At 66.6% G+C, this 25,330-nt stretch carries 24 protein-coding genes; 17 read left to right on the top strand and 7 right to left on the bottom strand.

All coding sequences use genetic code 11. The features are described from left to right. The first annotated feature begins 117 nt into the window (after positions 1 to 117). Together AC07WJ_RS05615 and AC07WJ_RS05610 are read left to right on the top strand one after the other, a co-directional pair. Positions 118 to 879 carry an SDR family NAD(P)-dependent oxidoreductase gene (locus tag AC07WJ_RS05615; protein ID WP_494933522.1) on the top strand — a complete coding sequence of 254 codons (762 nt, stop codon included), beginning with the start codon at positions 118 to 120 and terminating at the stop codon, positions 877 to 879. Next, complete coding sequence (locus AC07WJ_RS05610) at positions 854 to 1,381, top strand: carboxymuconolactone decarboxylase family protein (protein ID WP_494933521.1); 528 nt, start codon at positions 854 to 856, stop codon at positions 1,379 to 1,381. The genes AC07WJ_RS05615 and AC07WJ_RS05610 overlap by 26 nt, the downstream gene beginning before the upstream one ends. 122 nt (positions 1,382 to 1,503) lie before the next feature. Here the strand turns inward: AC07WJ_RS05610 and AC07WJ_RS05605 are convergent, their stop codons facing one another. The 4 genes from AC07WJ_RS05605 to hmgA all read right to left on the bottom strand — a co-directional run bounded on the left by AC07WJ_RS05605 (position 1,504) and on the right by hmgA (position 5,859). Then, complete coding sequence (locus AC07WJ_RS05605) at positions 1,504 to 2,310, bottom strand: IclR family transcriptional regulator (RefSeq protein WP_494933520.1); 807 nt, start codon at positions 2,308 to 2,310, stop codon at positions 1,504 to 1,506. Between the two features lie 184 nt (positions 2,311 to 2,494). After that, complete coding sequence (gene maiA / locus AC07WJ_RS05600) at positions 2,495 to 3,130, bottom strand: maleylacetoacetate isomerase (protein WP_494933519.1); 636 nt, start codon at positions 3,128 to 3,130, stop codon at positions 2,495 to 2,497. 64 nt (positions 3,131 to 3,194) lie between these two features. Next, entirely contained in the window at positions 3,195 to 4,502 is a 1,308-nt protein-coding gene (gene fahA / locus AC07WJ_RS05595; protein WP_494933518.1) for a fumarylacetoacetase, read from the bottom strand. 7 nt (positions 4,503 to 4,509) lie between these two features. Then, entirely contained in the window at positions 4,510 to 5,859 is a 1,350-nt protein-coding gene (hmgA, locus tag AC07WJ_RS05590; protein WP_494933517.1) for a homogentisate 1,2-dioxygenase, read from the bottom strand. 65 nt (positions 5,860 to 5,924) lie between these two features. Between hmgA and AC07WJ_RS05585 the strand changes: the two genes are divergently transcribed. Further along, positions 5,925 to 6,356, top strand: a complete 432-nt coding sequence (locus AC07WJ_RS05585) for a MarR family winged helix-turn-helix transcriptional regulator (protein ID WP_494933516.1) — start codon at positions 5,925 to 5,927, stop codon at positions 6,354 to 6,356. A gap of 97 nt (positions 6,357 to 6,453) precedes the next feature. On the opposite strand, the gene AC07WJ_RS05580 is transcribed toward AC07WJ_RS05585, so the two are convergent. After that, positions 6,454 to 7,839: a flagellar biosynthesis protein FlgA gene (locus AC07WJ_RS05580; RefSeq protein WP_494933515.1), complete on the bottom strand. Its 1,386-nt coding sequence runs from the start codon at positions 7,837 to 7,839 to the stop codon at positions 6,454 to 6,456. Between the two features lie 133 nt (positions 7,840 to 7,972). On the opposite strand from AC07WJ_RS05580, the gene AC07WJ_RS05575 reads away from it, so the two are divergent. The 7 genes from AC07WJ_RS05575 (at position 7,973) to AC07WJ_RS05545 (ending at position 15,474) form a co-directional block, all read left to right on the top strand. After that, complete coding sequence (locus AC07WJ_RS05575) at positions 7,973 to 9,010, top strand: 4-hydroxythreonine-4-phosphate dehydrogenase PdxA (protein WP_494933514.1); 1,038 nt, start codon at positions 7,973 to 7,975, stop codon at positions 9,008 to 9,010. A 72-nt stretch (positions 9,011 to 9,082) separates the two neighbouring features. Further along, positions 9,083 to 10,081, top strand: a complete 999-nt coding sequence (locus tag AC07WJ_RS05570; RefSeq protein ID WP_494933513.1) for a tripartite tricarboxylate transporter substrate binding protein — start codon at positions 9,083 to 9,085, stop codon at positions 10,079 to 10,081. Positions 10,082 to 10,154: 73 nt separating this feature from the next. After that, a complete protein-coding gene (locus tag AC07WJ_RS05565) occupies positions 10,155 to 10,631 on the top strand; it encodes a tripartite tricarboxylate transporter TctB family protein (protein ID WP_494933512.1) in 477 nt (158 codons plus the stop codon). Between the two features lie 12 nt (positions 10,632 to 10,643). Then, positions 10,644 to 12,161, top strand: a complete 1,518-nt coding sequence (locus AC07WJ_RS05560; RefSeq protein WP_494933511.1) for a tripartite tricarboxylate transporter permease — start codon at positions 10,644 to 10,646, stop codon at positions 12,159 to 12,161. 62 nt (positions 12,162 to 12,223) lie between these two features. Continuing rightward, positions 12,224 to 13,957 carry an IlvD/Edd family dehydratase gene (locus AC07WJ_RS05555; RefSeq protein WP_494933510.1) on the top strand — a complete coding sequence of 578 codons (1,734 nt, stop codon included), beginning with the start codon at positions 12,224 to 12,226 and terminating at the stop codon, positions 13,955 to 13,957. 28 nt (positions 13,958 to 13,985) lie between these two features. Continuing rightward, the gene (locus AC07WJ_RS05550) at positions 13,986 to 14,909 is read left to right on the top strand and encodes a dihydrodipicolinate synthase family protein (RefSeq protein ID WP_494933509.1); all 924 of its coding nucleotides are present in this window, start codon (positions 13,986 to 13,988) and stop codon (positions 14,907 to 14,909) included. A 292-nt stretch (positions 14,910 to 15,201) separates the two neighbouring features. Next, the gene (locus AC07WJ_RS05545) at positions 15,202 to 15,474 is read left to right on the top strand and encodes a hypothetical protein (RefSeq protein WP_494933508.1); all 273 of its coding nucleotides are present in this window, start codon (positions 15,202 to 15,204) and stop codon (positions 15,472 to 15,474) included. A 196-nt stretch (positions 15,475 to 15,670) separates the two neighbouring features. On the opposite strand, the gene AC07WJ_RS05540 is transcribed toward AC07WJ_RS05545, so the two are convergent. After that, a complete protein-coding gene (locus AC07WJ_RS05540; RefSeq protein ID WP_494933507.1) occupies positions 15,671 to 16,819 on the bottom strand; it encodes an acyl-CoA dehydrogenase family protein in 1,149 nt (382 codons plus the stop codon). Positions 16,820 to 16,930: 111 nt separating this feature from the next. Continuing rightward, positions 16,931 to 18,130, bottom strand: a complete 1,200-nt coding sequence (pimC, locus tag AC07WJ_RS05535) for a pimeloyl-CoA dehydrogenase large subunit (protein WP_494933506.1) — start codon at positions 18,128 to 18,130, stop codon at positions 16,931 to 16,933. Between the two features lie 261 nt (positions 18,131 to 18,391). On the opposite strand from pimC, the gene AC07WJ_RS05530 reads away from it, so the two are divergent. The 7 genes from AC07WJ_RS05530 (at position 18,392) to AC07WJ_RS05500 (ending at position 25,272) form a co-directional block, all read left to right on the top strand. Further along, positions 18,392 to 18,604 carry an AbrB/MazE/SpoVT family DNA-binding domain-containing protein gene (locus AC07WJ_RS05530; RefSeq protein WP_494933505.1) on the top strand — a complete coding sequence of 71 codons (213 nt, stop codon included), beginning with the start codon at positions 18,392 to 18,394 and terminating at the stop codon, positions 18,602 to 18,604. After that, positions 18,604 to 18,987 (top strand): type II toxin-antitoxin system VapC family toxin, encoded by a 384-nt coding sequence (locus AC07WJ_RS05525; RefSeq protein WP_494933504.1) that lies wholly within the window; start codon positions 18,604 to 18,606, stop codon positions 18,985 to 18,987. Before AC07WJ_RS05530 ends, AC07WJ_RS05525 begins: the two co-directional genes overlap by 1 nt. A gap of 289 nt (positions 18,988 to 19,276) precedes the next feature. Next, positions 19,277 to 20,029: an SDR family NAD(P)-dependent oxidoreductase gene (locus tag AC07WJ_RS05520; RefSeq protein ID WP_494933503.1), complete on the top strand. Its 753-nt coding sequence runs from the start codon at positions 19,277 to 19,279 to the stop codon at positions 20,027 to 20,029. A gap of 219 nt (positions 20,030 to 20,248) precedes the next feature. Further along, positions 20,249 to 21,382: a TRAP transporter substrate-binding protein gene (locus tag AC07WJ_RS05515; RefSeq protein WP_494933502.1), complete on the top strand. Its 1,134-nt coding sequence runs from the start codon at positions 20,249 to 20,251 to the stop codon at positions 21,380 to 21,382. A gap of 110 nt (positions 21,383 to 21,492) precedes the next feature. Continuing rightward, entirely contained in the window at positions 21,493 to 22,161 is a 669-nt protein-coding gene (locus AC07WJ_RS05510; protein ID WP_494933501.1) for a TRAP transporter small permease subunit, read from the top strand. Then, positions 22,158 to 23,912, top strand: a complete 1,755-nt coding sequence (locus tag AC07WJ_RS05505) for a TRAP transporter large permease (RefSeq protein ID WP_494933500.1) — start codon at positions 22,158 to 22,160, stop codon at positions 23,910 to 23,912. Before AC07WJ_RS05510 ends, AC07WJ_RS05505 begins: the two co-directional genes overlap by 4 nt. Positions 23,913 to 23,934: 22 nt before the next feature. Continuing rightward, complete coding sequence (locus AC07WJ_RS05500) at positions 23,935 to 25,272, top strand: amidase (protein ID WP_494933499.1); 1,338 nt, start codon at positions 23,935 to 23,937, stop codon at positions 25,270 to 25,272. Positions 25,273 to 25,330: the final 58 nt, after the last annotated feature.

The following is a 25,330-nucleotide window of genomic DNA, read 5'->3' as shown; positions in this document are numbered from 1 at the left end:
ACGAATGACACGCCACTGGCGGGTTTCGTTTCGGAGAGGAAGCGGTGATCGATCAGGCCGGGAGCCAGAATCCCACAGGCCGACCGGCCATCCGTCCGCACAAGGGAGCTAATTTCAATGTACCCACTTCTCGACGGCAAGCTCTGCGTCATCACGGGTGCCGGGCAAGGCAATGGCCGCGCGCTGGCGGTCGGCCTGGCCAAATGGGGCGCCAGCATCGTCGCGACCGATGTCGATGAGGCGCTGGCCAATGAGACGGCCGAGCTGGTGCGCGCCGAGGGCCGGGCGGCGCTGGGGCTGCGCTGGGACGTCTCCAGCCGCGAGGACGGCAAGCACGTCGCGGCGCGGATCGCAGCCGAAATGGGCGATGCGTCGATCCTGATCAACAATGCCGGGATCATCTTCCGCGGCGACAGCGACAGCGAGCAGGCGCTCGATGCCTGGCAGCGGATCATCAACGTCAACCTGACCGGCGTCTATTACGCGACGGTGTCGCTGCTCGATCAGCTCAAGCGGACGCGCGGCACGGTCATCAATATCGGTTCCCTGCAATCCTTCCTCGGGCTGGCGACCAAGGGCGCGGCCTATGCCTCGTCGAAGGGCGGCGTCCTGCTCCTGACCAAGGAGATGGCCGTCGAATTCGCGCCCTTCGGCATCCGGGTGAACGGCATCGCCCCGGGCACGATGCGGACCCCGATGAACACCTGGATCGGCGTGGACCACGCCAAGATGGAGATGCTGGTGAAGCGCATCCCGATGGGCCGCGTGGGCGAACCCGACGAACTCGTCGGCACCGCGCTGTTCCTCGCATCGGATGTGCTGGCGAGCTACGTCAACGGGGTCATGATCCCCGTTGACGGCGGATTTCTTGCGATGTGAACGGAGAGGGCCAACAATGGCAAGGATACAAGGAAAGACGGGCGTCCCGGGCAGCGAATTCCGCCAGATCATGGCGCTTCGTCCGGAGATCGCCAAACCGTGGAACGCGCTCGACGAAGCGATGCGCTTCAGCGGCGTCGTCGACGCCGGCCTCAAGGAAGAAGTCCGCCGGATGGTCGCGCAACATTCGGGCTGCGCGTTCTGCGCCTCGCTCGGCGCGCCGAGGGGCAGCTATGACGATCCCCGCTGGGCAGCCGCCGTGGCTTTCGGCAAGGCCGTCGCGACCAACCCGACGGACGTGCCGGAACAGGACTGGCAGGCCCTGAAGGCGCATTTCTCCGACGAGGAAATCGTCGAGCTGACCGCCTGGATCACCTTCATGTTCGCCAGCGAGATGGTGGGCGCGGTGATGAAGCTGCAGCCGGCCTCGCCTGATATGAAGACCATGTACAACAACTGGATCCGCAACGGGATCGAGAAGGCCGCGCGCACCGCGTCCTGACCTGCCGCAGCATCGAGCCCGCCAGCGCGACCATCGTCCGATGGCGCATTGGCGGGCGTCCATGCTTCGGCCGGCTGACCTTGCAGGGTGCCCCCGCGGCTCGGCCGCCTTTGCTTTTCCCGTCAGACCGGCCCTTCGCCGCCCAGCAGCCGGTTCGGATCATAGCCGAGATCGGCCGACAGCTTCGCGCAGAAGGCGACGGTCGCCGCCACGAACGGGCTTTCGGCGGCGACACTCATCCCGCCGACGGGTCCGATCAGCGTGATCGCCAACTGCATCCTGCCGGCACTGTCGAACACCGGTGCGGACACCGCATTGATGCCCGGGATCGGCACGCCTTCCGTCGTCGCATAGCCGGCGGCGCGCACCATCTTGTTGGAGGCCGCGACCGCGCGGAGCGAGGCCGGCGCCCCAACCATGAACTGCGAGGGACCCTCGGCGATCTCGGCCTTGATCCGCACCCTGGCGACGCTGTCCGCCAGATAGGCCGAGAACACCCGGCCGCTGGCCGTTCCCATCATCGAATAGAGCGTGCCGGCACGCACGTTCACCTGAATCTGGTTGGCGCCTTCTTCGACATAGACGACCGTGGGGCCACGGGTGCCGAACACCAGGATCGTCGCCATCATGCCGGTCTCTTCCGCAAGCTGCGACAGGCGCTGCATGGCCAGCTTCAGCGGATCGGAGCCCCACATGCGGGCGATGCCGAGGGTCAGCGCGAAGGGGCCGACGCGATAGCGGCCGGCTTCGTCCTGTTCCACCAACTCGAGCCGGCGGAGCGACAGCAAATAGGCATGGGCCTGCGCCGGGGTGAGCTTGGCGCGATGGGCGAGGTCGCGCAGCATCATCGGCCGCGCCTCGGAACCGAGGACGACGAGAATGCGGCCGCCGACCTCGATCGACTGCACGCCGCGCCCCTTGATGCTCATGCCCCCGGGATCCCGTAAAATTGTCGAATCGGCAGCGAGCCCGCCACCCCGCCGGCTATAGCCGAGCCCAGGAGGCACCTCAAGGCACGGCGCCTCGCGATGCGCCGGCCGGCCGAAGCGCGCGCCGGCGGCCTCGCAACGGGTTCCTCGGGGCCTGCCGCGACGCCGTCGCCCGAGACGGGCGCTATTCCGCGTCCGGCTGGCGCGACGGGTGAGCCTTTTGAAAGGCGGGATGTTCCGCCGCGATGCGCTCGACCCGCACGATCCGGGGATAGTCCGCCAGGTCCACCTTGAACCGCCGCGCGGCATAGAGCTGCGGCACGAGATAGACGTCGGCGAGGCTCGGCTCCGCGCCGAAGCAAAATCCGTCGCCGCCGATCATCGTTTCGATCGCCGCGAAGCCCTGCCGCGACCAGGTGGAGATCCAAATACCGACATCCGCGTCCGAGCCGCCGAATTCCCTCCGGAGGTGGTTCAGCGGACCGACATTGTGCAGAGGATGGATATCGCAGCCGATGATCGCCGCGACGGCCCGGACCTTTGCGCGTGCGACGGGGTCCGCCGGCAGGAGCCTCGGATCGGGATAGACCTCCTCGAGATATTCGAGAATGGCCGGCGATTGCGTGAGGACGGCACCGTCGTCGAGCGCAAGCGCCGGAACCCGGCCCTGAGGGTTGATCGCCCTGTAGCTTTCGCCATTCTGCTCGCCACCGTTGCGGACCAGGTGCACAGGGCAATGCTCGACCTCGACGCCCTTCAGCGCGAGGCCGATCCGCAGCCGATAGGACGAGGTGGATCGCCAGTAGGTATAGAGTTTCAAGCTATCGCCTCGCTCTTCAGGACATTCGCGATCGCACCGCGACAGGCGGCGGATCGCCGGCGCGTCACCGCGCCGGCATGATGGTGGCGCGACACTCGCCGAAGCCGATCGCGGCGAAACCCTCGCGGCGGCCGCGCGCCCGCAGGATCACCTCGTCCCCGTCCTGCAGGAAGCGACGCTCTTCACCGGAAGCGAGCACGATGGGATTTTTCCCGCCGAGCGTCGCTTCCAGGATGCTGCCGCAAGCCGTGGCGTCCGGCCCGGAAATCGTCCCGGTGCCGAGGAGGTCGCCCGGCCTCAGGTTGCAGCCGTTGCAGGTGTGATGAGCAATCATCTGCGCGACCGTCCAATACATGTGCCGCGCGTTGGAAAGGCCGAGCCGATGCGCCGCTAGTCCCTTGGCCCGCAGGCCGGGCGTGAGCAGCAGGACCTCGAGCTCCAGATCGAGCGCGCCTTCGCGTTGATCGGCCTGGTCCAGCAGATAGGGCAGCGGCACGGGATCGTTCTCGGGCCGCGGCGGCTGGGCGATACGGAACGGCGCCAATGCCTCCGGCGTCACCACCCAGGCGGAGATCGTGCTGGCGAAATTCTTGGCCAGGAACGGCCCCAGCGGTTGATATTCCCACGCCTGAATATCGCGTGCCGACCAATCGTTCAGCAGGCAATAACCCGCGACATGCTCGCTCGCCGCGGCAATCGGGATCGCCTCGCCAAGGGCATTGCCTGCGCCGATCCAGACCCCCAGCTCCAGCTCGTAGTCGAGCCGCTGCGTCGGACCGAAGCTCGGGCCGATGGCGTCCGGCGGTTTCGATTGGCCGTTGGGACGGCGGACGGGCGTCCCGGATGGGCCGATCGAGGAGGCCCGGCCGTGATAGCCGATGGGAACGTGCTTGTAGTTGGGCAGCAGGGGATTGTCGGGCCGAAACTGCTGGCCGACATTGGTGGCGTGATGGATGCCGACATAGAAATCGGTGTAGTCGCCAATGGTGGCCGGCAGGTGCACCGTGCAATCCGCGGCGGCGTGCAGGCATGGTTCGGCCGCGCCCTGCGCGGCGCTGCCGAGGGCCAGGATCTCCGACAGACGGGCGCGCAGCCTTCGCCGCGGCTCCGCGCCCAGAGCCAGAAAAGCATTGAGCGTCGCGCCTGAAGCAGCTTCGGCTGCCTTTCGCGCCTCGCCCTCGAAAAGGTCCGCGGCCAGCGCGGCGGCAAGGTCCAGGATTGCGTCGCCAATGGCCACGCCTCCCCTGGCCCCCCCGCCGGGCGGACTGAAGATGCCGAATGGCAGATTCTGGATCGGGAAATCCTGATGGCCATTGGCCGACGGCAACCAGCTCCGGAGCGTCCGGTCGTGCGTCTTGTCGATCTGCTGCATGATCCGGTTATCGCTGGTTCGGGTTGAAGTGCTTCTTCAACTGGTGCCCGTAGGCGCCATAGTCCTTCTGCAGCGCCGCGGAGCCGGCCGCATAGGCGGTGACCCGCTGGGGGAACCGCGTCTCGAACATGAAGGCCATGGTGCCCTCGAGCTTGTGCGGCTTGAGCTCGACATTGCTGGCCTTTTCGAAGGCCTCGACATCGGGGCCGTGCGGCAGCATCGAGTTGTGCAGCGAGACCCCGCCCGGCACGAAACCCTGCGGCTTGGCATCGTATTGGCCATAGACCAGCCCCATGAACTCGCTCATGACATTCATGTGGTACCAGGGCGGCCTGAACGTATTCTCCGCGACCAGCCACCGGTCGGAGAAAATCACGAAGTCGATATTGGCCGTGCCCGGCGTCTCCGAGGGCGATGTCAGCACAGTGAAGATCGAGGGATCGGCGTGGTCGAAGAGCACCGGGCCGACCGGCGAATAGCGGCGAAGATCATATTTGTACGGCGCGTAATTGCCATGCCAGGCGACCACGTCGAGGGGCGAATGGGCGATGTCGGCGGCCCAGATCGCCCCACCCCATTTCACATACATGCGCGACGGCGTGTCCTTGTCTTCGTAGGCCGCGACAGGCGTCAGGAAATCGCGCGGATTGGCCAGGCAATTGGCGCCGATCGGCCCGCGCTCCGGCAGCGTGAAGGCGCCGCCATAATTCTCGCAGAGATAGCCGCGCGCCGGACCGTTGCGGAGCTCGACCCGGATCTTCACGCCCCGCGGGATGACCGCGATCTCGCCGGGTTCGATCTCGATAATGCCGAATTCGGTCCAGAGCCGAAGGTCGCCTTGCTGGGGAACGAACAACATCTCGCCGTCGGCATTGTAGAAATACTCGTCCGTCATCGAACGGGTGATCAGGTAGACATGCGCGCCCATCCCCGCCTGGGTGCCGCCGTCGCCGGCCGTGGTGATCGTCCGGACCCCCTCGACGAAAGACAGCTGCTCGTTGGGAATCGGGATCGGGTCCCAGCGCAGCGGGCCAATCGGCAGCTCCGATTGCTCCCCCGGCGCGGTCTGCCAGAGGCCGGCATCCAGCTTCCTGAACTGGCCCCAATGCGCCACGGTCGGGCGGATCCGATAGAGCCAGGAGCGCTCATTGGTGGTCCGAGGCGCGGTAAAGGGCGAACCGCTGAGCTGTTCGGCATAGAGGCCATAGGCGCATTTTTGCGGCGAATTGCGACCGATCGGCAGCGCGCCCGGAAGCGCCTCGGTCTCGAAGCCATTGCCGAAGCCCGACATGTAGCCGGCCTGCAGCGTCGACCCGCCGGTTGCGGTCGATTGCACCGGAAACGAGGATTTTTCCATGGTCGTCATCCCGTCTGAACGATATCTGTTGCATTTGTAACCGTTGCTTTTGTAACTAACAATCCATGACCACCCTCGCGCTCGAACGATTTCTCCCCTACCGGCTCAGCCGGATCACGAGTGCCGTCTCGCTCGAGTTCAGGACGGTTTACGGCGCCCACCACGATCTCACCGTGCCGGAATGGCGGGTCCTGGCGACATTGGGCCAATTCGAGAAGATGGGCGCGAAAGCGATCGGCACCCATTCATCCATGCACAAGACCAAGGTGAGCCGCGCCGTGCGCGCCCTGGACGAACGGCATTGGCTCAAGCGGTACGAAAGCGATACCGATCGCCGTGAGGAAATCCTGACGCTCACGACACTCGGGCGCCGCGCCTATACCGACCTCGTTCCACGGGCGCTGGCATTCGAACAGCGCATCCTGGCTGCGCTCGGCCCCGAGGCTGACAAACTCATCGCCTCGCTCGACAAGCTCGAGAAGCTGTTCCGGGTGTGACGGCGCGCGGCGCCGGCTTTTTTCGAGTCCGGTCGGATCGGCGGCGATCGGCGGCGCTTGCCAGGATGCGAGGCCGCCGGGACGGCCCCCGCAGGCCTCAGGCGAACAATTGATCCTGCCGCAAACGCAGGCCGAAGAGCCGTGACTTTTCGTCCATCGCCACATCGCCGAGCCGGATCGGCTCACCGGCCTTGACCGCGCGCGCCAGCGGCCGGTCGGCCACCAGGTAGAACGGCGCCGGCTCGCCGGCGGCGAGCGCGGCGGCGGGCCGCATCTCCGCCCGCACTCCGTCGATGGTGTGGTGGTGTCCGCTGGCGGTCAGCACGGTGCCCGCCGCCAGATCGCGCACGGCGACGGCCACCAGGTCGATGCGCGGCCGGTAGTCGTCGCCATAGCCGGAGCGGCCGAGGCCCGCGGCATCGAGAATGCTGGTCGCCGCCTCCAGTCCCAGGATGTGGCGCGGCAAGTAGAGCATGGCGGTCTCGCCGGAGGCGCTCACCGCGTGGCCCTTCCTGGCCAGCATGTCCCAGCTCGTCTTGTCCCGGCACTTGACCACGATGAAGACGCCGCCGGCAAAGCTCGCCTCGTCGGGCGCGCGCAGATGATGGAACACATCGAGCCGGCCCATGCCGTCCATGAGGCCGCCATCGGCGCGTTCGGCGAGCAGGCCGGCGACCTCGGGGATGCGGGCCACCGGCGCATGGAAATCGGCACGATCCGGGATGAAGCCGGTGGCATTGGCGACCAGTGTCAGCTCGCACAGATCCGGCACGGCACGCAGCGGGAACTGTCCACCGATGAGCCGCTCGCGCGCGGCACTGACCGCTTTCAGGTCGCGGGGGCCGACGTCCCAGGCGCCGGCGAGTTCGGGCAGCGGCCGGCTCACCTCGTTGCTGGTCACCGTGCCAGCGGCACGATCGAAAACGAAGTCATATTCGCTCGACTTGCCCGCGGCGATGATCTCCAGGCCCAGCACCTGGCCCCAGGTGATCAGGCCGATCAGCAGGCTCGGCTGGTCGCCGTCGACCGGCGTAACGATCAGGCCGCGGTCGCGCGCCAGCCGCGCCAGGCCCGGGCCGCAGACGCTGTCGGTCTCCTTCGAGACCAGCGCGACATGCCGGCCGGCTTCGATCGCCAGCAGCGCATGACGGGCGGCCGCCTCCGGATGGCCGGTCGCCTCGACCAGCACCTGGAACGGCAGGTCGATGACCGTCTCCAGCGAGCCGGCGGCGACGAACAGTCCGTCCTTCCAGGCCGCCGCGGCCGCCCGCGTGTCGGCGCAGACGCGGATCCGGTCGGCCGGGATGCCGGACAGGCGGAGCGCCTGGGCCGCGGTCTCGGCATCGCGATCGACCGCGATCCGCGCGCCCATCAGGCGCACGTGCTGGGCCTGCGCGATGAAGCTCTGGCCGAAGCCGCCGCTGCCGACGACGCAGGTCTCGATCGGCGTGGCGATGGCGGCGTAGGTTGTGTGGAAATTCATCGTGAGCCCAGCGTCCTCTGCGTTCCGTCCACGGAGGTGGTTTGACCCGCCCCTTGACCTTTGCGCTGAATATTGCATACAGAATACTGAGTGTGCAACGTCTCCTCGGCGAGACGGATCAAAGAGGCGCGACATGACAGCCACGGCCGCGACAGAGCTGCCCACCATTGCCGTCGCCATGGGCGACCCGGCCGGCATCAGCCCGGAATTGCTGGCCAAGCTCCTGGTCGAACCCGACCTCCGGTCGGCCGCGCGCTTCGTGATCTTTGGCGACAAGCGCATCCTCGATGGCGGCGCCGCCGTCGCCAAGGTCGACCCGGCGGTCGAGGTCGTGGCCTCCGAGGACGCGGCTCAGCCGGAGCCCGGCCGGCCCATGCTGGTCGATCTCGGCCATCTCGGCATCGCCGATGTCACGCCGCGCACCGCGACGCTCGCCGGCGGCCGTTTCGCCACCGAGAACTTCCGGCGCGCGCTGCGCCATGCCGCCGGCGGCCGCGCCGACGCGGTGTTCTTCACCCCGTTCAACAAGGCGGCGATGCGCTTTGCCTATCCCGGTTACGACGACGAGATCCGTTTCGTTCGCGACGCCATCGGCTATGACGGCCCGGCGAGCGAATTCAACATCCTCGAAGGCCTGTGGAACGCCCGCGTCACCTCGCATATCCCGCTGAGCGAGGTTGCCCGCAACATCAGCGAGGACCGCATCCTGCGCGCCCTGGCGCTGGCCGACGGCGCCATGCGCGCCGCCGGTTTCGCCTCTCCGCGCATCGCGGTGGCCGGCCTCAATCCCCATGCCGGCGACGGTGGCAATTTCGGCCGCGAGGAGATCGAGATTCTCGAACCGACGGTGGCCAAGGCCAAGGCCCAGGGGTTCAACGTCCAGGGCCCGTTCCCGTCCGACACCGTGTTCCTGCGCGCCAAGAACGGCGATTTCGACGCGGTCCTGACCATGTATCATGACCAGGGACAGATCGCGATGAAGCTGATGGGCTTCGACCGCGGCGTCACCCTGATCGGCGGCTTCCCTTTCCCGATCTGCACGCCGGCCCATGGCACGGCCTATGAGATCGCGGGCGAGGGCATCGCCAATCTGGGCGCCAGCCGCGCCGCGCTCAAGCTCGCCATCCGCATGGCGACCGAAGGACTGAATCGCCGCAAAGTCGCGGCCTGACGCTTCACCAACCATTCCGGACGGCCGATCCAACGGCCGCCGGCGGGCAGGCAACATCAGGGAGAAGGCCTCATGCTCAAACTGGCTCAACGCATTGGTTCGGCGATCCTCGGCATCGCACTGACGGCAGGCGCGGCCGAGGCCGCCTGGCAGCCGTCGCGCCCGGTGGAATTCGTCGTGACCTCGTCGCCCGGCGGCGGCACCGACAATTTCGCCCGGGTCATTCAGGCGATCATCACCAAGTACAAGCTGTTCGACCGTCCGGTCGTGGTGGTCAACAAGGGCGGCGGCTCGGGCGCCGAAGGCTATATCTATGCCCGCACGGCCGCGAGCGACCCGCACAAGCTGATTTTCGGCACCAACAACGCCTATCTCCTGCCCTATGTGGCGAGGCTCGCCTACAAGCTCACCGACCTGACCCCGGTCGCCGGCATGGCGCTCGACGAGTTCCTGCTCTGGGTCAACAGCAATTCGGAATATCGCACCGCGCGCGCCTTCCTGGACGCGGTCCGGGCCCGCCCGGAAACCATCAAGATGGGCGGCAGCCAGTCGCGCGACACCGATCAGACGCTGACCAGCATGATCGAGACCGCGTCGGGCGTGAAGTTCATCTATGTGCCGTTCCAGGGCGGTGGCGCGGCAGCCAACCAGCTCGCCGGCGGTCATATCGATTCCAACACCAACAACCCGAATGAGAATATCGGCCAGTGGAAGGCCGGCCAGGTGCGGCCGCTCTGCGTGTTCTCGCAGCAGCGCCTGGCCTCGGGTCCCCGGGTCACCGCCGACATGGGCTGGGCCGACATTCCGACCTGCCGCGAGGAAGGCATTCCGATCGAACGCTTCCAGATGCCGCGCACGGTCTGGCTGCCGGCCAATGTTCCGGCTGATGCCGTCGCCTTCTATGCCGATGTGCTGAAAAAGGTGAGCGAGACGCCGGAATGGCAGGACTACATCACGCGCACCGTCCAGACCGGCACCTTCATGGCCGGCGACCAGCTGCGCGCCTTCATCGCCGATGACGAGGCGAAGAACCGCGCCGTCTTCGAGCAGCAGGGCTGGACCGCCCGCTGACCTCTCCGCCGCGGCCCGTCCCACGGGCCGCGTCCTTCCCTTCCCCCTCCCCTTGCCGCTCCGGGAGACAGCGATGATTACGCGCTTCGCCGCAGAGATCGCGACCGCCTGCGTGACCGCCGCCTTCGGGCTCACCATTGCGGTCGGCGCGCTGGAGTTCGGCGTCGGCTGGGGGCCGTCCGGTCCCGAAGCCGGCACCTTTCCGCTCTATATGGGGCTCGTCGTGACCGCCGCGAGCCTGGTCATCGCCGGCCAGAGCGTGGCCCAGCGCGCCGGCCTGACCGCCGACTTCCTGAGCCGCGAGCAGTTCAGGTCGGTCATGGGCTTCGTCATTCCGATGATCACCTTCGTCGCGGTCGCCATGCTGCTCGGGCTCTATGTCGCGACCGCGCTCTACCTGTTCGCCACCATGGTGTTCCAGAACGGCTATCGCCTGCCGGCCGCACTCGCGGTCTCGCTCGGCATACCCGTGTTCCTCTATCTCGTGCTCGAATACGCCTTCAGCACGCCGCTCCTCAAAGGGCCTCTCGAGGCCGCTCTCGGTCTCTAGAGGACGCTTGTCATGGATGGCTTGAACGCATTGATCCACGGCTTCAGCGTCGCGCTGACCAGCTATCACCTGATGCTGATGGTGGTCGGCGTGCTGCTCGGCATCCTGGTCGGCGTGCTGCCCGGCCTCGGCGCGCCGAACGGCGTCTCGCTGCTGCTGCCGCTGACCTTCACCATGGACCCGGTGGCGGCGATCATCCTGCTCACCAGCATGTATTGGGGCGCCCTGTTCGGCGGCTCGACCACCTCGATCCTGTTCAATATTCCCGGCGAGCCGTCATCGGTCGCCACCACCTTCGACGGCTATCCCATGGCCAAGAAGGGCCAGCCGACGGCGGCGCTCAGCTACGCCTTCCTGTCGGCCGGCATCGGCGCCTTCTTCGGCATCATCCTGATCACCACCTTGTCCGGCACGGTCGCCCGTTTCGCGATGAAGTTCTCCTCGCCGGAATTCTTCGCGGTCTATTTCCTGGCCTTCGCCAGCTTCGTCGGCCTCGGCAACGCCACCGCCATGAAGACCATCGTCTCCATCGGCGTCGGTTTCGCGCTCGCCGCCATGGGCATGGATTCGGTCTCCGGCAGCCTGCGCCTGACCTATGGCTTCGACAGCCTGATCGCGGGCGTCAGCTTCCTGGTCGCGGTCATCGGCCTGTTCGGCCTCGGCGAATTGATGATCACCATCGAGGAGGGCATGAAGCTCGACGGCATCCGCGCCCGCGTCTCGGCGCGCGACGTCTGGAAGACCCTGCTCAGCATGCCGCGCTATTGGGTGACGCTGCTCCGTTCCGCCATTGTCGGCTGCTGGATGGGGATCACGCCCGGCGGCCCGACGGCGGCGTCCTTCATGAGTTACGGCCTCGCCCGCCGCTTCTCGAAGAACCGCGACAAGCTCGGCACCGGCGAGCCGGACGGCATCATCGCGCCCGAGACCGCCGACCACGCGGCCGGCACCAGCGCCATGCTGCCCATGCTGGCGCTCGGCGTGCCGGGCTCGGCCACCGCGGCGGTCATGCTCGGCGGCCTGATGATCTGGGGCCTCAATCCCGGCCCGATGCTGTTCGTCGAGCGGCCGGATTTCGTCTGGGGTCTGATCGCCTCGATGTATCTGTCCAACATTGTCGGCGTCGTCCTGGTGCTGGCGACCGTGCCGCTGTTCGCGGCGATCCTGCGCATCCCCTTCGCCATTATCGGCCCGGCCATCGTCGCCATCTGCTTCATCGGCGCCTATACCGTCGCCGGCCGGCCTTTCGACCTCTGGCTGGCGCTCGCCTTCGGCTTTGTCGGTTATGTCTTCAAGAAGCTCGACTATCCGATCGCGCCCCTGGTTCTCGCCATGGTGATCGGCGACAAGGCGGAAGATGCCTTTCGCCAGTCGCTGATCATGTCGAAGGGCTCGCCGGCGATCTTCTGGGCCAATCCGCTGGTCGCGACCCTGATGGCGCTCGCCTTCCTGCTGCTGTTCTGGCCGCTGGTCACCCGGCTCGCCGGCTGGCTGCTCAGCGCCTTCAGGCCGGCCGCCGAGACCCGCTGAGGCCCGTTCCCCAGGCCACGCTTCCTCCACCCCGCATCCACCTTCTTCGAAAGTCCCACCCCATGAGCTCGACCAGAAAGCTGCGCAGCCAGGAATGGTTCGGCCGCCAGGACAAGATGGGTTTCTATTACCGCTCCTGGCTGAAGAACCGCGGCTTCCCGGCCGACCAGTTCGATGGCCGGCCGGTGATCGGCATCTGCAACACCTGGTCCGAGCTCACCCCTTGCAACTCGCATTTCAAGACCATTGCCGAGCACGTCAAATATGGCGTGCTGGAGGCCGGCGGCTTTCCGCTGGAATTCCCGGTCATGTCGCTGGGCGAGACCCAGCTGCGGCCGACCGCCATGCTGTTCCGCAACCTCGCCTCGATGGATGTCGAGGAATCGATCCGCGGCAACCCGCTCGACGGCGTGGTGCTGCTGATGGGCTGCGACAAGACCACGCCGGCTTTGCTGATGGGGGCGGCTTCCGTCGACCTGCCGACGATCGGCATATCCGGCGGCCCGATGCTGTCCGGCCGCTACAAGGGCCAGCTCATCGGCTCAGGCACCAATACGATCTCGATGTCCGAGCAATTGCGCGCCGGCGAAATCACGCTGGCCGAATTCCATGAGGCCGAGCAGGCCATGCATCGCAGCCAGGGCCATTGCATGACCATGGGCACGGCCTCCACCATGGCCTCCATGGTCGAGGCGCTGGGCATGGGCATGCCCGGCAACGCCGCGATCCCCGCGGTCGACGCCCGCCGCAACCTGCTCGCCCGCGAGGCCGGCCGGCGCATCGTCCAGATGGTCAAGGACGATATCAGGATCTCGCAGATCCTCACCCGCCAGGCCTTCGAGAACGCCATCCGCGCGCTGGCCGGCATCGGCGGCTCGACCAATGCGGTGATCCACCTCCTGGCGCTGGCCGGCCGCCTCGGCGTCGAGCTCAACCAGGACGATTTCGACCGGCTCGGCCGCGAGGTCCATTGCCTGGTCAATATCATGCCCTCGGGTTCGTTCCTGATGGAGGATTTCTATTATGCCGGCGGCCTGCCGGTGGTGCTCAAGCGCCTGGCCGAGCAGGGCCTGCTGCACAAGGACGCCGTTACCGTCAACGGCCGCTCGATGTGGGACAATGTCCAGGGCGCGGAATGCTGGAACGAGGAGGTGATCCACGCCTTCGACAAGCCGTTCAAGGCCAATTCCGGCATCGCCATCCTCAAGGGCAACCTCGCCCCCGACGGCGCGGTGATCAAGCCCTCCGCCGCCTCGCCCCATCTCCTGAAAACCACCGGCCGCGCCGTGGTGTTTTCCTCGATCGAGGACCTGCACCATCGCATCAATGACGACGCCCTCGACATCGACGAGAGCTCGATCATGGTGCTGCAGAATTGCGGCCCCAAGGGCTATCCGGGCATGGCCGAGGTCGGCAACATGCCGCTGCCGCCGAAGCTCCTGAAAAAGGGCGTCAAGGACATGGTGCGCATTTCGGATGCCCGCATGTCCGGCACCGCCTATGGCACCGTCGTGCTGCATGTCGCGCCCGAGGCCGCCGCCGGCGGCAACCTGGCACTGGTCAGGAATGGCGACCTGATCACCCTCGACGTCGCCGAGCGCCGGCTGCACCTGCATGTCGACGACGCCGAACTTGCCACGCGCCGCGCCGCCTGGACGCCGCCCGAGCCGCCGCTGCACACCGGCCGCGGTTATGCCAAGCTTTATGTCGACACGGTCATGCAGGCCGACAAGGGCGCCGACCTGGACTTCCTGGTCGGCCGGTCCGGCTCGGCCGTGCCGCGCGACAACCACTGACGTTCAAGATCCCAGGGAGCAGAAACGCATGTCGGCCTTCCCCGTCTACAAGGGCGTCCATCCGGTCGCCCCGACCCCTTTTCTCGACAATGGCGACCTCGACCTCGCCGGCATGCGCCGGGTACTCGACTGCATGATCGACCAGGGCGTCGACGGCATTTGCATACTGGCCAATTATTCCGAGCAGTTCGTGCTGACCGATGTCGAGCGCGACCAGCTGACCACGCTCTGCCTGGACCATGTCGCCGGCCGCGTGCCGGTCATCGTCACGGTCAGCCATTTCTCCACCCGCATCGCCGCCGAGCGTGCCGCCAAGGCCTATAAGGCCGGCGCCAAGATGCTGATGCTGATGCCGCCCTATCACGGCGCGACCTTGCGCGCCGACGAGGCGAGCATGGTCGAGCATTTCGCCCGCGTCGCGGAAGCTGCCCCCATCCCGATCATGCTGCAGGACGCCCCGCTCTCGGGCGTCGCGCTGCCGGTGCCGGCGCTGGTCCGCCTCGCCAAGGCCGTGCCGGCGGTCTGCTATTTCAAGATCGAGATCGCCGGTACCGCGGCCAAGCTCCGCGGCCTGATCGAACAGGGCGGTGCCGCCATCGTCGGCCCCTGGGACGGCGAGGAATCGATCACCCTGATGGCCGATCTCGACGCCGGCGCCACCGCCACCATGTCGAGCGCGCTGCTGCCCGACCTGATCAAGCCGGTGGTGCAGCATCACGCCGCCGGCCGCCGCGCCGAAGCCGCCGCCCATTACGCCCGCATCCTGCCGCTGATCAACTACGAGAACCGGCAATGCGGCCTGCGCGCCACCAAGACGGTGATGCAGGCCGGCAAGGTGATCGCCTCCGACCACGTCCGCCACCCGCTCGACGCCCTGCATCCGGCGACCAAGGCCGGGCTCCTGGAGCTCGCCCGCGAGGTCAACCCGCTGGCGCTGCGCTGGGGGCATTGAGGCAGATAAATCAACCCTCTCCCGAAGGGAGAGGGTGCCGCCGTCAGGCGCCGGGTGAGGGGCGTAAGCCCTCAGAACTGATGCCGATGCGCGCCGCGAATACTGCCCTATCCGGAGAGGGACGACCCCTCACCCGACAGCTGCCGCTGCCGCGCTCTCCCTCTGGGAGAGGGTCAATTGACGCGCCTCACCCGCCCCCATACGCCGCCACCAGCCGGCCGAAATCGGCGACCTTGGCGCTGTCGCCCTCCCAGCCTACGTTAGCTTGCGACGCTCTCCCGGGGGGCCATGAATGACCGAGTTTTCGATCGACTGGATGGATGGCAATTGCCCCGTCCAAGCGGAAGGCCGCATCGACGGCAAGCCGTTCTATTTTCGCGCCAGAGGGCAGCAATGGAGCTTTGAAGTCTACCCAGGCCCGAACGTCTACCCCGCCGAGTGGCAATACGAGGAACCGTGGGGTGAAGCTCCCTATGACGCGGGCTGGATGCCGCAGGACACAGCCCGCGAGATGATTGCGAGAGCTGCCGGCATCTATCGCCAGCGTGCTCAGATACCGCCGTGAGAAAAGGCGCCACCAAATCAACCCTCTCCCGGAGGGAGAGGGTGGCGCCGTCAGGCGCCGGGTGAGGGGCGTAACCGCTTAGAACTGATGCCGATGCGCGCCGCGAATACCGCCCTATCCGGAGAGGGACGACCCCTCACCCGGCAGCTGACGCTGCCACCCTCTCCCTCTGGGAGAGGATCAGTTAAGCCTCCCCCTACGCCGCCACGAGCCGGCCGAATTCGGCGACTTTGGCGAGGTGGTGGTCGGCATCGCCGAACAGCGTGTCGATCATGGTCAGGCGCTTGAAATAGTGGCCGGCCTTGTACTCCATGGTCATGCCGATGCCGCCGTGCAGCTGGATCGCGCCCTGGCCGATGATCCTGGCCGAGCGGCCGATCTGAACCTTGGCGGCCGACGCCATGGCCTGGCGCTCGACCGCGTCCGGCTCCTCGCTGGTCATGGCCGCGAGCATGGCCATGGAGCGGGCCTGCTCGAGCGCCACGAACATTTCGGCCGCGCGATGCTGCAGCGACTGGAAGGCGCCGATATTGACGCCGAACTGCTTGCGCGTCTTGAGATAGTCGACGGTGATCGCCTGCAATTCGTCCATGGCGCCCACCGCCTCGGCCGAAAGCGCCGCGATCGCCTCGTCGGCCACCCGCTCGACGACCGCGAGGCCGCCTTCCGGATCCCCGATCACGCCTTCGGGCCCGACCCGCACGCCCGACAGCGTGATCTCGGCCGCATGGGTGCCGTCCTGGGTCGCGGTATCGCGCCGGGTAACCCCCTTGGCGTCGGCCGGAACCAGGAACAGTCCGATGCCGCCCTTGTCGCGGCGCGAGCCGGCGGTGCGCGCGGTGACGATGACATGGTCGGCTGTTGCGCCATTCACCACCACCGCCTTCTCACCGTCGAGCACGAAGGACGCGCCGTCCTTCTTCGCCGTGGTCGAGACATCGAACAGGTCGTAGCGCGAATGCCGCTCGGTGGTGCCGAGCGCCAGCGTCCGCGTGCCCTCGACGACGGCCGGGATATGGGCCGCCTTCTGTGCGGCCGAACCGGCATGACGCAGCACGCCGCCGCCGAGCACGATCGTTGCGAGATAGGGTTCCAGTACCAGCGATTTGCCCAGCGCCTCCATCACCAGCATGGTTTCCACCGCGCCGCCGCCGAAACCGCCATCGGCCTCGGCGAAGGGCAGGCCGAGCAAGCCGAGCTCGGCGAATTTCGCCCAGATCTCGGGGCTGTAGCCGCCGGCCAGCGCGGCGTATTTCTTGCGCGTCTCGAAGTCGTAGCTGTCCGTCAGGAAGCCGTCGACCGAGTCTTTCAGCAGGCGCTGTTCTTCCGTCAGATCGAAATCCATGTCTTGCGATCCTGTTGCCCTGAGCGGGACTGATGTCGGTTGATCGGCGTGAGACCTGCGCATCGCGGCCAGCCGCAACCGGCCGCGAGCACGCTCACGCCCTGAAACCCGTCAAAGCCCGAGAACGGCCTTGGCGATGATGTTCTTCTGGATCTCGTTGGATCCGCCATAGATCGAGACCTTGCGCACGTTGAAATAGGTCGGCGCGATGGTCTGGGCCCATTCCGGGCCGATCGGCGGTTCGTTGGAGCCGTGATCGTCCTCCGGCGCATAGGGCGCGGCATGCGGCCCGATCACCTCCATGAGGAGTTCGGTGGTCGCCTGCTGCAGCTCGGAGCCCTTGATCTTGAGCACCGAGGAGGCCGGGTCCGGCCGGCCCTTCTCGCGCTTGGATTCGGCGGCGATGACGCGCAGCTGGGTGATCTCCAGCGCCTTCAGCTCGATCTCGACGGCGGCGATCTTCTCGCGGAAGCGCTGGTCCTCGATCAGGGGACGGCCGCCGCGCTGCTCGATCGCCGCGAGCTCCTTGATGCGCCGAATGCGCTGCTTGGAAATGCCGACCCGGGCAATGCCGGTGCGCTCGTTGCCGAGCAGGAACTTGGCATAGTCCCAGCCCTTGTTCTCCTGGCCGACCAGGTTCTCGACCGGCACCCTGACATCGTCGAAGAACACCTCATTGACCTCGTGGCCGCCGTCGATGGTCTGGATCGGCTTGACCGTGATGCCCGGCGTCTTCATGTCGATCAGCAGGAACGAAATGCCCATTTGCTGCTTCACCGTCGGGTCGGTGCGCACGAGGCAGAAGATCCAGTCGGCATATTGGCCGAGCGTCGTCCAGGTCTTCTGGCCGTTGACCACATAGTGGTCGCCGTCCTTGACCGCCTTGGTCTTCAGCGAGGCGAGATCCGATCCCGCGCCGGGCTCGGAGAAGCCCTGGCACCACCAGTCGTCGAGATTGGCGATGCGCGGCAGATAGCGCGCCTTCTGGGCAGCGTTGCCGAAGGTCGCGATGACCGGCCCGACCATGTTGATGCCGAAGGCGAGCGGCGGCGGCGACGGCGCCATCATCATCTCTTCCTGGAAGATATATTGCTTGATGGCGCTCCAGCCGGTGCCGCCATAATCCCTAGGCCAATGCGGCACGCCCCAGCCATGAGCGTTCAGCGTCTTCTGCCAGAACACGATGTCGTCGCGGCTCGGATGATGGCCGGCGGCGAGTTTCTCGCGCAGCGCGGTCGGCAGGTGCTTGTCGATGAAGGCGCGGACCTCCTTGCGGAAAGCCAGTTCCTCATCGGTGAACTTGAGTTCCATCTCGTCCTCCTTCGAACTATCGCGGCCCGGCCGCCTCACGGCATCGGGCTGATCGTTTCCTCATGCCCGGGCCGACATACCCGCGCGAATGTTTGTTGGCGCATTCAACCGTCATGCGGCCGCCATGGCAACAGGAACCTGGGATCGCCCTTTCAGCCGAGGGGCGGAGCCAGCGTCATTGGAAGGATCGCCGAGGCCTTTGGAGAAGTCCGGGGTTATGATATTCTTACATTTCTTTGATCGATAGGGAAATTGCCAGAAATGACCGCTCGCGCGAAATTGTCGGCCAAATTCCAAATCAGCATCCCCAAGGAAGTCCGCACTGCCCAGCAATGGCATGCGGGCCAGGAGTTTGTTTTCATTCCCAAGGGCAAGGGTGTCATGGTGATGCCGGCGCCGGAACTTGCCGATCTTGCGGGCATCGCCCGGGGGGCCGACGACAGGGGTTATCGCGACCGAAAGGATCGTGCGTAATGCGGGTCGTCGATACCTCCGCCTGGATCGAATGGTTGAAGGCAAGCCCAACGGCTGCGGCCTTGGCCGAACATTGGCCGAAGGTCACCGACACGGTGGTACCGACACTTGTTCAGCTCGAACTCGTCAAATGGCTGACACGAGAGGTTTCCGAGGAAGCCGCCGATCAAGCGATCGCCTATACGATGGGATGTCTGGTTGCACCGCTGGAAACACGCATCGCATTGCGGGCGGCGGAGATCTGTCGCACCCATAAGCTCGCAACGGCCGATGCGATCATTTATGCCACCGCACTCGATCTCGGGGCGGATTGCCTTACCTGCGACAGCCACTTCGAAGGCCTTCCCGACGTGATTCTGGTGCCCAAGACCAAATCGGGATGATGGCGAAGGCAAAGCGGCCAAACCATCGATGCAAGACCTAGGGCTTCGTAGAGAACGCGGTCGCTGCAAAGGAACCAATTGCAAAAGCGCGCCTGCCCCGCGCGCAGGCCGGCCTTTCAGCCCTTGCGGCGCACGCCGCCACGGCTAGGCTCGCGAACCCACCAGGGCGCCCGGGTCGTCGGACAATACGCATTATCGCCATCCGCCACATCGTCGACGTGACGAGGCCGTGCCCCGCCGCCCGCCGGCGGCGCAACTCACCCCTTACCAAACCCACCAGGAGTGCATCATGAGTTTCGATTTCAAGGGCAAGCGCGTCGTCGTCGCCGGCGGCAGCCGGGGCATCGGCCGCTCCATCGCGCTCGGCTTCGCCGAGGCCGGCGCCAGCGTCTCGATCTGCGCGCGCGGCGCCGACACACTGAAGGCGACCGCCGCCGAGATCGGCCGGTTCGGCGGCACCGTGCATTTTGCGCCCTGCGATCTGGCGAGCGCGCCTTCCATTGCCGGCTATATTCCCGACGCCGCCAAGGCGCTCGGCGGCATCGACATCCTCGTCAACAATGCCTCGGGCTTCGGCCAGGGCGACACCGAGGAGGGCTGGGAAGCCGGCATGCAGGTCGACATCATGGCGGTGGTCCGCGCGAGCCGCGCCGCCCTGCCCTTCCTGGAACAAGCCAAGGGCGCGTCGATCATCAATATCGCGTCGATCTCGGGCTTCCGTCCGTCGCTGCGCACGGCCGCCTATGCCGCGGTGAAGGCCGCCGTGATCAATTACACGACGTCGCAGGCCGCGGCCCTCGCCCGCAAGGGCATCCGGGTCAATTGCGTCGCGCCGGGCTCGGTCGAATTTCCCGGCGGCACCTGGGAGGCGCGCAAGACCACCGATCCGACGCTCTACAACCGCGTGCTCGGCTCGATCCCCTTCGACCGGCTCGGAAGACCTGAGGAAATCGCCAATGTCGTGCTGTTCCTGGCCTCGCCTCTGGCCAGCTGGGTGACCGCCCAGACCGTCATCGCCGATGGCGGCCAGCTGCTCGGCTGATCCGCGGCGCGGCCGGCGGCGGCCGATACCCCGCCGCCGGCCGGCCCGTCCCGCCGACCCCGTCCCGCGCGCCACCGCCATGATTGACGTAAAGGCACGAGCGACCGGACGACGCAGTTACATCACGGCGCATGTTTAACCTTGCGTTCGGCTTCGCCCGATGTCGTATATTGAACAGATGACCCGCAAAGAGGTCTCGACATCAGGGAGCGGAGCACCATGGCACTACAAGAGTCAGCACAATCACGCCGTAAATTCCTTCGCGGATCGGCACTCGCCGCCGCGGCGACCGTCGTCGCACCGACCGTCGCCAAGGCCCAGGGGCCGATTTCGATGCGGTGGCAGAGCACCTGGCCGTCCAAGGACATCTTTCACGAATTCGCCGTCGATTTCGCCAAGAAGGTGAACGACATGACCGGCGGCGACCTGAAGATCGAGGTGCTGCCGGCGGGCGCCGTCGTGCCCGCCTTCGGCCTGCTCGACGCCATCTCGCGCGGCACGCTGGACGGTGGCCACGGCGTGCTCGTCTACCACTACGGCAAGCAGACGGCGCTGGCGCTCTGGGGCTCCGGCCCCGGCTACGCCATGGACGCCAACATGCTGCTCGCCTGGCACAAATATGGCGGCGGCAAGCAATTGCTGGCCAAGCTCTACAGCTCGATCGGCGCCAATGTCGTGTCGTTCCCCTACGGCCCGATGCCGACCCAGCCGCTCGGCTGGTTCAAGCGGCCGATCACCAGCGTCGACGACCTGAAGGGCCTCAAGTTCCGCACCGTGGGCATTTCGATCGACGTGTTCAGCGCCATGGGTGCCGCGGTCAATGCGCTGCCTGGCGGTGAGATCGTCGCGGCGATGGATCGCGGCCTGCTCGACGCGGCCGAGTTCAACAACGCCTCGTCGGACCGGGTGCTCGGCTTCGCCGACGTCTCCAAGGTCTGCATGCTGCAGAGCTATCACCAGAACGCCGAGCAGTTCGAGATTTCGTTCAACAAGGCGAAATTCGACGCACTGCCCGACCGGATGAAGGCAATCATCGAGAACGCCGTCGAGGCGGCCTCCTCCGACATGTCCTGGAAGGCCATCGACCGCTATTCGCAGGACTATATCGAGCTGCAGACCAAGGACCGGGTGCGGTTCTACAAGACCCCGGACACGGTGCTGCGCCGCCAGTTGCAGGTCTATGACGAGGTCATCGCCAAGAAGTCGGCGGAAAACCCGCTGTTCAAGGAAATCCTCGAATCGCAGCTGGCCTTCGCGCGCCGTGCCACCCAGTGGGAGCAGGACACGGTGGTCAATCGCCGCATGGCCTATGACCACTATTTCGGCGCCAACGGCGTCGCAAGGCAGCGCTGACCCGACAACGCCGGCCCGTTTGCTCCCCGCGGGCGAATGGTGCCGGCTTTGTCTTGCCCTTGTCCTGGCCGATGCGCGCCGCCGGCCGCGTGCTCCAACCCCGGTTTGCCATGACGGTTCAACAATTCCTGCATGCGGTCGACGGCATCAGCACCTGGGTCGGCAAGGCTGCGGCCTGGCTGATCGTCATCCTGATGCTGCTGGTCTGCGGCGAAGTGTTCAAGCGCTACGTCCTGAATGCCCCGACCGCCTGGATCTTCGACGCGAGCAACATGCTCTACGGCTCGACCTTCATGTTGTGCGGCGCCTATGCCCTGGCCCAGAACGCCCATGTCCGTGGCGACTTCCTGTACAGCTCGATGCGGCCGCGCACCCAGGCCTCCCTCGATCTCGTGCTCTACCTGGTGTTCTTCTTCCCCGGCATCCTGGCGCTGATCTATGCCGGCTATCATTATGCCGCCGATTCCTGGCGCATCGGCGAGCACTCGAGCGTCACCGCCGACGGTCCGCCGATCTATCCGTTCAAGACCATCATCCCGATCGCCGGCGCACTGGTCATGCTGCAGGGCTTCGCCGAAGTCGTGCGCTGCGTCGTCTGCCTGAAGACCGGCGAATGGCCGAGCCGGCTGAAGGACGTCAACGAGATCGACGTGGTCGAGCAGCAGCTCGCCCAGAGCGAATATGTCGACGACGAAACCCGCAAGCTGGCCATCGCGCAGGCCAAGAACATCGACGAAGCGGCCCATCAGCGTGGCCTCGGCGGAGGCCCCCAGCTATGAGCGATCCCGCCCTCGGCCTCCTGATGTTGGGGCTCATCGTCGTCGTCATCATGCTGGGCTTTCCCACCGCCTTCACGCTGATGGGGCTCGGCATCGTCTTCGGCTTCATCGCCTATTTCAAGTCCGGCCAGGCCTGGACCGACAATCTCGTCTTCGACCTGATGGTCCAGCGCACCTACGGCTCGATGACCAATGACGTGCTGCTGTCCATCCCGCTCTTCGTGCTGATGGGCTATGTGATGGAGCGCGGCGCCCTGGTCGACAAGATGTTCTATTCGATCCAGCTGGCCTTCAGCCGGGTGCCGGCCTCGCTGGCGGTGGCGACGCTGATCGTCTGCACCTTCTGGGGCATCGCCAGCGGACTGGTCGGCGCGGTCGTCGTGCTGATGGGCGTGATCGCCTTCAATCCGATGCTGCGCGCCGGCTACGATGTCCGGCTGGCGGCTGGCGTCATCACCGCCGGCGGCACGCTCGGCATCCTCATTCCGCCCTCGGTGATGATCATCGTCTATGCCGCGGTCGCCGGGCAGTCGATCGTCAAGCTTTATGCCGCGGCCATGTTCCCAGGCTTCTTCCTGGCCCTGCTCTATCTCGTCTATATCGTCGGCTCGGCGCTGATCAATCCGAAGCTCGCCCCGCCGCTGCCGCCGGAACAGACCAAGGTACCGGTGCCGGATTGGCTGACGCGGTTCCAGGAGGCCTATTCGAAGAACATTCTCGCCGGCCTGTGCAAGGCGCTGGTCTCACCCGCCAAGGCGCGCGCCATCACCGTCGACGGCCGGCCCATGGGTTACGCCGCCCTGCTGCAGAATCTCGGCTACGCGCTGGTGCCCTTCGCGCTGACCGCCGGCACCTATGCGCTGATCTGGTGGTATGTCGCCATTCACCTGCCGGCCGGCGCGGTCGAGGCCGGCCCGGCCGGGCTCGAACAGCTCGGCTCCGCGAGCGTTTCAGCCGAGCCGACCAGCGCCGCCGAGAAGGGACCGTCGCGTGCCTTCTATCTCTGGTTCGCCGGCCTCGCCTCGACCTCGGCGCTCATGCTCGCGCGCTATTACTGGCGCATGACGGCGGACCGGTTCGAGCTGGTCAAGCTGCTCACCACCTCGATCCTGCCGCTCGGCATCCTCACCGCCGTCGTGCTGGTGGTCATCCTGTTCGGCATCACCACGGCGACCGAATCGGCCGCGGTCGGCGCCGCCGGCGCCTTCCTGCTGGCGCTCCATGCCGGCACGCTCAACTGGTCGCGCACCAAGGAGGCGGTGTTCCTCACCGCCAAGACCACCTCCATGGTGTGCTGGCTGTTCGTCGGCTCGGCCCTGTTCTCGGGCGTCTTCGCCATTCTCGGCGGCCAGGCCCTGCTGGAGCGCTGGGTGCTGTCGCTCGACCTGACCCCGATGCAGTTCATGATCCTGTCGCAGGCGATCATCTTCGTGCTCGGCTGGCCGCTGGAATGGACCGAGATCATCATCATCTTCGTGCCGATCTTCCTGCCGCTGCTCAAGCATTTCGGCATCGACCCGATCCTTTGGGGCGTGCTCGTCTTCGTCAACCTGCAGGCGGCCTTCCTGTCGCCGCCGGTGGCGATGTCGGCCTTCTACCTGAAGGGGGTCGCGCCCAAACACGTCACCATCAACCAGATCTTCGCCGGCATGATGCCCTACATGCTCATCGTCGTGCTGTGTATGGTGATCATGTACGTGTGGCCCGGCCTCACCGTCTGGCTACCCAATTTCCTCTATGGCGGGTCCTAGGTTGGGGACTGAGCGAGCAGCGATGACGCATGACCCCTTGACCGGGCTGACCGCGACCGCGGCGGCCGATCTGATCCGGCGTGGCGAGATCACCTCCGAGGCGCTGGTCGGCGCCTGTCTCGACCGGATCGCGGCCCGCCAGGACGCGCTCCAGGCTTTCGTCCATATCGATCCCGACCATGCGCTGAGGGCCGCCCGGGCGGCGGACCAGGCGCGGATCGAAGGCAAGGGCACCGGCCCGCTCCACGGCGTGCCGGTGGCGGTCAAGGACGTCATCGAGACGGCGGATTATCCGACCGAACATGGCTCGCCGGCCTTTGTCGGCAACCGGCCCGAGACGGATGCGGCCTGCGTCGCGGCACTCCGGGCCGCCGGCGCCGTGATCATCGGCAAGACGGTGACGACGGAGCTTGCCGCTCGCCATCCCGGCCCGACACGCAACCCGCACAATCCCGCCCATACGCCCGGCGGCTCGTCTTCCGGTTCGGCGGCCGCCGTCGCCGACACCATGGTGCCGCTGGCGCTCGGCACCCAGACCGCCGGCTCGGTGATCCGTCCGGCCTCGTTCTGCGGCGTCTACGGCTTCAAGCCGACCTTCGGCCTCATCCCGCGCCCGGGCGTGCTCACCCAGGCGCATTCGCTCGACACCGTCGGCGTCATGGCCCGCTCGGTCGATGACCTGGCGCTCGCCGGCGATGTGCTCCAGGGTTATGACCCGCGCGACCCGGCAAGCCTGGCGCAGAGCCGCGCCGGCCTGGTCGGGCTCGCCACCATGGACTGGCCGATCCCGCCGATCTTCGCCTTGGTCAAATCGCCGGCCTGGGGCGCCGCCGCCGCGTCGATGCGCGAGGCCTTCGGCGAGCTCGCCGAGGTGCTCGGCCACCAGGTCGTCGAGATCGACATCGACCGGTCGATCGAAGCGGGCCTCGCCGCCGCCCGCGTCATCCAGCTGGTCGAGCTCGCCTATCATTTCGGCCCGCTGTTCGACCGCACCCCGGCGCTTGTCTCGGCCGAACTCGTCGTGATGATCGAGGAAGGGCGGGCCTTCAGCGGCGTCGATTACGCCGCGGCGCTCGAGCGCCGCGAGACGCTCTACCGCACCATCGAGGCACTGTTCTACGACCATGGCACGATCCTGACGCCCGCCGCCGCCGGGCCGGCACCGTCAGGCATCGATTACACCGGCGATCCCGTGTTCAACGCCTTCTGGACCTGTCTCGGCGTGCCGGCGGTGACCTTGCCCCTGCTCGAGGCCGACGGCCTGCCGATCGGCGTGCAGCTGGTCGGCGCCCGCCGCGATGACGGCCGGCTTCTGCGGACCGCGCGCCTGCTGGTCGAGCAGCTGGCGCGCGAGACCTGAGACGCCTTTCGCCCCGTCCTGAAGAACAGGCACCGCGGCGGATTGAGCCGCGCGCCCA

This window comes from Phreatobacter sp. GW821-FHT04C01, from assembly GCF_059420385.1.
Note: the sequence above shows the minus strand (reverse complement) of the source record. Positions and strands in the feature narration are given on the sequence as shown.

Coding starts and splice junctions, on each gene's coding strand:
- AC07WJ_RS05615 (WP_494933522.1), top strand. CDS start 118: ATGTACCCACTTCTCGACGGCAAGCTCTGCGTCATCACGGGTGCCGGG.
- AC07WJ_RS05605 (WP_494933520.1), bottom strand. CDS start 2,310: ATGAGCATCAAGGGGCGCGGCGTGCAGTCGATCGAGGTCGGCGGCCGC.
- fahA (WP_494933518.1), bottom strand. CDS start 4,502: ATGCAGCAGATCGACAAGACGCACGACCGGACGCTCCGGAGCTGGTTG.
- hmgA (WP_494933517.1), bottom strand. CDS start 5,859: ATGGAAAAATCCTCGTTTCCGGTGCAATCGACCGCAACCGGCGGGTCG.
- AC07WJ_RS05585 (WP_494933516.1), top strand. CDS start 5,925: ATGACCACCCTCGCGCTCGAACGATTTCTCCCCTACCGGCTCAGCCGG.
- AC07WJ_RS05580 (WP_494933515.1), bottom strand. CDS start 7,839: ATGAATTTCCACACAACCTACGCCGCCATCGCCACGCCGATCGAGACC.
- AC07WJ_RS05575 (WP_494933514.1), top strand. CDS start 7,973: ATGACAGCCACGGCCGCGACAGAGCTGCCCACCATTGCCGTCGCCATG.
- AC07WJ_RS05570 (WP_494933513.1), top strand. CDS start 9,083: ATGCTCAAACTGGCTCAACGCATTGGTTCGGCGATCCTCGGCATCGCA.
- AC07WJ_RS05565 (WP_494933512.1), top strand. CDS start 10,155: ATGATTACGCGCTTCGCCGCAGAGATCGCGACCGCCTGCGTGACCGCC.
- AC07WJ_RS05560 (WP_494933511.1), top strand. CDS start 10,644: ATGGATGGCTTGAACGCATTGATCCACGGCTTCAGCGTCGCGCTGACC.
- AC07WJ_RS05555 (WP_494933510.1), top strand. CDS start 12,224: ATGAGCTCGACCAGAAAGCTGCGCAGCCAGGAATGGTTCGGCCGCCAG.
- AC07WJ_RS05550 (WP_494933509.1), top strand. CDS start 13,986: ATGTCGGCCTTCCCCGTCTACAAGGGCGTCCATCCGGTCGCCCCGACC.
- AC07WJ_RS05545 (WP_494933508.1), top strand. CDS start 15,202: ATGACCGAGTTTTCGATCGACTGGATGGATGGCAATTGCCCCGTCCAA.
- AC07WJ_RS05540 (WP_494933507.1), bottom strand. CDS start 16,819: ATGGATTTCGATCTGACGGAAGAACAGCGCCTGCTGAAAGACTCGGTC.
- pimC (WP_494933506.1), bottom strand. CDS start 18,130: ATGGAACTCAAGTTCACCGATGAGGAACTGGCTTTCCGCAAGGAGGTC.
- AC07WJ_RS05530 (WP_494933505.1), top strand. CDS start 18,392: ATGACCGCTCGCGCGAAATTGTCGGCCAAATTCCAAATCAGCATCCCC.
- AC07WJ_RS05525 (WP_494933504.1), top strand. CDS start 18,604: ATGCGGGTCGTCGATACCTCCGCCTGGATCGAATGGTTGAAGGCAAGC.
- AC07WJ_RS05520 (WP_494933503.1), top strand. CDS start 19,277: ATGAGTTTCGATTTCAAGGGCAAGCGCGTCGTCGTCGCCGGCGGCAGC.
- AC07WJ_RS05515 (WP_494933502.1), top strand. CDS start 20,249: ATGGCACTACAAGAGTCAGCACAATCACGCCGTAAATTCCTTCGCGGA.
- AC07WJ_RS05510 (WP_494933501.1), top strand. CDS start 21,493: ATGACGGTTCAACAATTCCTGCATGCGGTCGACGGCATCAGCACCTGG.
- AC07WJ_RS05505 (WP_494933500.1), top strand. CDS start 22,158: ATGAGCGATCCCGCCCTCGGCCTCCTGATGTTGGGGCTCATCGTCGTC.
- AC07WJ_RS05500 (WP_494933499.1), top strand. CDS start 23,935: ATGACGCATGACCCCTTGACCGGGCTGACCGCGACCGCGGCGGCCGAT.